The sequence below is a fragment of the Ensifer sp. Root278 genome (assembly GCF_001429285.1).
GTDB lineage: Bacteria > Pseudomonadota > Alphaproteobacteria > Rhizobiales > Rhizobiaceae > Ensifer.
The window spans coordinates 1-4,164 of sequence record NZ_LMJJ01000038.1; the positions used below are offsets into that span (position 1 = coordinate 1).

The following is a 4,164-nucleotide window of genomic DNA, read 5'->3' on the forward strand; positions in this document are numbered from 1 at the left end:
GCCAGCATTTGCTGACCTTCGTCGGCTCCGACCTGGTCGCCGTCCGCTGGAAACAGTTCCGGGCCTATTTTGCCGACGTAGCACCTGGCCGCAGCGGCGCAGGCGGTGCAATCTTGATGGGCGGTGTCGGATCAAGCGCTGCGCCGATGAATGGCTACCCAAAGGTGTTCAATATCGAGGCCGACCCGCAGGAGGAGCACAATATCGGCGAGATGTATAACTGGGTCCTCGGGCCGTTGTTGAAGACGGTAGAGGAATACAAGGCGAGCCTCGCGCGGTCACCCAATCCGCCCGCCGCAAACATGACGAGGTTCTGAACGTCAATACGTTGTGAAGGCGGGCCTTTTGGTTTGAACGCGATCATATTGCCACCGACGGCGTCACGCCGATGTAGGTCGAGGGCCGACTAAGGACCATAGGTCGGTTCAGCCGCTCACCGCTACCAATGGATCGGATTGGAAAAGAGGCCGCCGCCACCTGAGAAATGATAGCACCGCGCCAGGGACGATAAGTATGCCGACGGACGCCAGATCGAAAGAATCGCGTGATGAAGGGAGACGCAAGGACTCCCGGCTCGAAAAATTGCTCTTCCGCCTGGAGGCCCAGCGCATCTGCCTCGAATGGGCCTTCAGAGAGATAGCCGTCCGTCCGGGCATTGTGTTCGAGATGGGTCTGGGTCACGGTCGCACCTACGACCACTTGCGCATCCATCTCCCGGAGCGCGAGATCTATGTGCTGGATCGCGAGACCGACTGTTTCGCCGACTGCACGCCGCCACAGAATTATTTGCTGCTCGGCGACATTGAGGACACGCTTGCTTCCGGAGCCACCCGCTTTGGCGGACAGGTCATCCTGGCACATGCGGATATGGGTTCGTATGTCGAAGCGAACAATATTGCGACACTTGCTTCCGGAGCCACCCGCTTTGGCGGACAGGTCATCCTGGCACATGCGGATATGGGTTCGTATGTCGAAGCGAACAATATTGCGACAAGCGCCAAACTGAGCCGATGCCTCCCGGCGGTCCTTTCGCCACATGCCATCATCCTGTCCGATTTGCCGCTCGAACTTGCGGGGACCCGTTCGCTACCGCATCCACCGGGCGCGCCCCAAGACACGTATTTTCTCTACGTCAATGGGCCCCGGTGATCCGCTGGCCGCAACGGATCAAGCCGCGATCCTCCTACGCGATGTTCTCGATCATCGACTTCTTCCCGACATTCGCAAAGCTTGCGGGCGGCAACGTGCCGGGACGACCGGCCGTTCGACGGGATCGACCTGAACGACCTGCTGCTCGGCGACAATGACAGCGGACATCGCGAGCATTTGCTGACATTCGTGGGTTCCGATCTGGTCGCCGTCCGCTGAAAACAGTTCCGGGCCTTTTTCGCCGACGTGGCGCCCGGCCGCAGCGGCCCTGGCGGCGCAACGCTGCTGGGCGGCGTGGGAAGCAGCGCCGCACCGATGAAAGGCTATCCTAAGGTGTTCAACATCGAACCGGATCCGCATGAGGAGCACAATATCGCTGAGATGTACAACTGGGTCCTCGGGCCGGTGTTGGAGACGGTGGAGGCCCTGGATGATCCTAAGACGCACCGACCTTAGCCGGTCAGTGAAACTTGCAGAGTATCGGCCGTCGATCCTACCAGCGGCCGGCAAGTTCAGACGACTTCCCCTAAGGACAATATCGCTCAGTGGAGTTTCGCGTAATCTCAGTTGGGACGAGTTGCTTGAGCAGCCGCGCTTGGTTGCCCCCCCGTCACAAGCGCAAAACCTAGGAAGGAGCATGACAATGAACCGCATTGCGACTTTTTCTATGATTGCCAGCCTCTCCGCCCTTAGCTTCGTTGGAATCGTGCACGGTCAAGGTGCCGCAATGGACTGGCCTAAAGAGATTGAGCAAACTGTGCGTAGCTACAGCGGCGACAAGATCAATGTCGTCGATGTAAGCACACTTGCGGAGCAGAACCAAACGCGCATGTGGGTCGAGCATGCCACGCCGGAACAACGTGCGGCGCTTCTCGAGGCGGTCAAAGCGAACAAGTCCTTGGCTGAAAAGCTGAAGGCGCAGAACGTCGAGATGGACAACATTGGCGGCGCTGAACAGGCGACTGACNAGCTACAGCGGCGACAAGATCAATGTCGTCGATGTAAGCACACTTGCGGAGCAGAACCAAACGCGCATGTGGGTCGAGCATGCCACGCCGGAACAACGTGCGGCGCTTCTCGAGGCGGTCAAAGCGAACAAGTCCTTGGCTGAAAAGCTGAAGGCGCAGAACGTCGAGATGGACAACATTGGCGGCGCTGAACAGGCGACTGACGGCGGGCTGACGATCTACGTTCGCTAACCCTCCCCGGGGTCAGTAAAGCGGGGTGCGGAACACCGATGGTACTCGCGCCGCATCCCGCTCCATCCGCGNGGCGGGCTGACGATCTACGTTCGCTAACCCTCCCCGGGGTCAGTAAAGCGGGGTGCGGAACACCGATGGTACTCGCGCCGCATCCCGCTCCATCCGCGAGCATACCGCGGCAGGCGTTCGGTACTCGTTATCTTTATAGGACGCCCCACGCGCGAGACCTCCCCCTCCCGTCATTTCCCGCAAGCCAAGCTCGCCGACGATCCGGCGGGCTGCTTCGGCCCAACGTCGAACGCCTTGGTGGACCATACCGGCCGAGACCAGCGGCATGGCCATGACCAACTCACTCAGTTCCGGCAGTTTCGACGAGGTGCGTCGGGCGGACAGCTTCCGCTCCATCATCTGCCGCACCAACGCCAGCCGGTCACTTCGAAGCGCTTCGTGCTCGCGTCACTGAACGGCCCGCCAACGAATCTCCGTTCATCGCGCCAACCAGCCGCCATCAGCCGGGATGACGGCACCATGCAGGTAGCGTGAAGCCGGCGTCAGCAGGAAAACGGCAGCCTCGCCGATATCCTCGGGGGTGCCCCAGCGGCGAGCAGGAATGCGATCGATGATCGCAGCGCTGCGATCGACGTCCGTGCGAAGCGCCTCTGTGTTGTTGGCGGCGGTTGGATGTCGTGGCAATTATCCCTCTAGCGGGTCCGACTATTTCCGTTGCCCCGTCGGGCGGCAATCACGCGCACTTCCATAGCAGCGGCCGGGGTGCGAAGCCGAGTTTTTCCTTCGCTCGCGTGTTCGCGGCGCCGGTCAGACGGGTGTGATAGTAGACCGCTTCCTCGCCGGCCGACTTCAGCGCGTCCTCCACACTGACCCGCCCCGGCTCCGATGCATCAACCCATCGAGCGAAAGCCGGGAGCCATTTGGCGACGGGCATCGGGTCGTCGTCGACGATATTGTAGACCCCCGGTTCGGCCGTAAGCGCGGCGACGGTCGCAGCGATCGCGTCATCGATATGGACGAACGACCAAACGGCATTTCCTTCGCCGATAATCACCGCCTCGCCATTGCGAACCTGATCGGCAATCGCTCCGTCCGGCCGGTACCAGGTACCGGGCCCATAGAAGAAGCCGTAGCGCAGGACGACGCCATCGAGCGACGGCGAGGCGAGCACACGGTCCTCATAGGCGCCGATGGTGCGCGTGCTCTCGCCGATCTCCCCGGGCGCGTCGTAGCTGAGCCTCGCGGTCTCGTCGGCGAGTTGTCCTGCCGGGGCATCGAGGTAGAAGCCACGAGACTGCATGATGTAGCGGCGAACGCCCAGCTTCTCCGCCGCAGCGAGCAGGTTGGCGCCGCCCTCGCGATGAAGGCGCGTATCGTCCGGCATGGCCTTGATGATGTCGGCGGGGTTGGCCGGAAGCCAGGTAAGTTGATCGAACACGACGTCCGGCGCTGCTGCCGCGATTGCCTCATGGACCGCCTCGGGGTCGAAGGCATCGGCGGTCGACGCCTCGGCCCCGAGTTCGCGGAGACGATCCACGCCTGGGCCGGGGCGCGTCATGCCGGTCACCTGATGGCCAAGGGTCAAGAGCGCCCGCACCAGCGGCGAGCCGACGGCGCCTGTGGCGCCCGCGATGAATATCTTCATAGCCAACTCCTCAATTTGAGCGTTTCGGGCGTGCGCCCGCCTTTACTTTTCAAGTGCTGCCTGTGGCGTGTTACGGAAGCTGATCGCCATGCGGTTGTAGGCATTCATCAGGCCGATCGCGATCGTGAGGTCGGTGAGTTCACGCTCGTTGAACTCGGC

The 4,164-nt window shown here is 61.8% G+C and carries 4 protein-coding genes and 4 pseudogenes; 4 read left to right on the forward strand and 4 right to left on the reverse strand.

The annotated features are described in order from the left end of the window. The 4 genes and pseudogenes from ASE60_RS21785 to ASE60_RS34060 form a co-directional block, all read left to right on the forward strand. A pseudogene (locus tag ASE60_RS21785) lies at positions 1-317 on the forward strand (arylsulfatase); the annotation flags it as partial. A gap of 196 nt (positions 318-513) precedes the next feature. Beyond that, entirely contained in the window at positions 514-1,149 is a 636-nt protein-coding gene (locus ASE60_RS21790; RefSeq protein WP_057252931.1) for a class I SAM-dependent methyltransferase, read from the forward strand. A gap of 315 nt (positions 1,150-1,464) precedes the next feature. Continuing rightward, on the forward strand, positions 1,465-1,605 hold the full coding sequence (locus ASE60_RS35265; protein ID WP_156414704.1) for a hypothetical protein: 141 nt from the start codon (positions 1,465-1,467) through the stop codon (positions 1,603-1,605). A 187-nt stretch (positions 1,606-1,792) separates the two neighbouring features. After that, the coding region (locus ASE60_RS34060; protein WP_082615995.1) for a hypothetical protein at positions 1,793-2,116 on the forward strand (324 nt) is incomplete at its 3' end. A 437-nt stretch (positions 2,117-2,553) separates the two neighbouring features. On the opposite strand, the pseudogene ASE60_RS21805 reads toward ASE60_RS34060, so the two are convergent. From ASE60_RS21805 to ASE60_RS35820, 4 genes and pseudogenes are all read right to left on the reverse strand, one after another. After that, a pseudogene (locus ASE60_RS21805) lies at positions 2,554-2,783 on the reverse strand (helix-turn-helix domain-containing protein); the annotation flags it as partial. Between the two features lie 54 nt (positions 2,784-2,837). Next, positions 2,838-3,020 (reverse strand): annotated as a pseudogene (locus tag ASE60_RS21810) (SDR family oxidoreductase); the annotation flags it as partial. Positions 3,021-3,093: 73 nt separating this feature from the next. Further along, positions 3,094-4,005: an NAD(P)-dependent oxidoreductase gene (locus tag ASE60_RS21815; protein WP_057252940.1), complete on the reverse strand. Its 912-nt coding sequence runs from the start codon at positions 4,003-4,005 to the stop codon at positions 3,094-3,096. Between the two features lie 42 nt (positions 4,006-4,047). After that, positions 4,048-4,164 (reverse strand): annotated as a pseudogene (locus ASE60_RS35820) (carboxymuconolactone decarboxylase family protein); the annotation flags it as partial.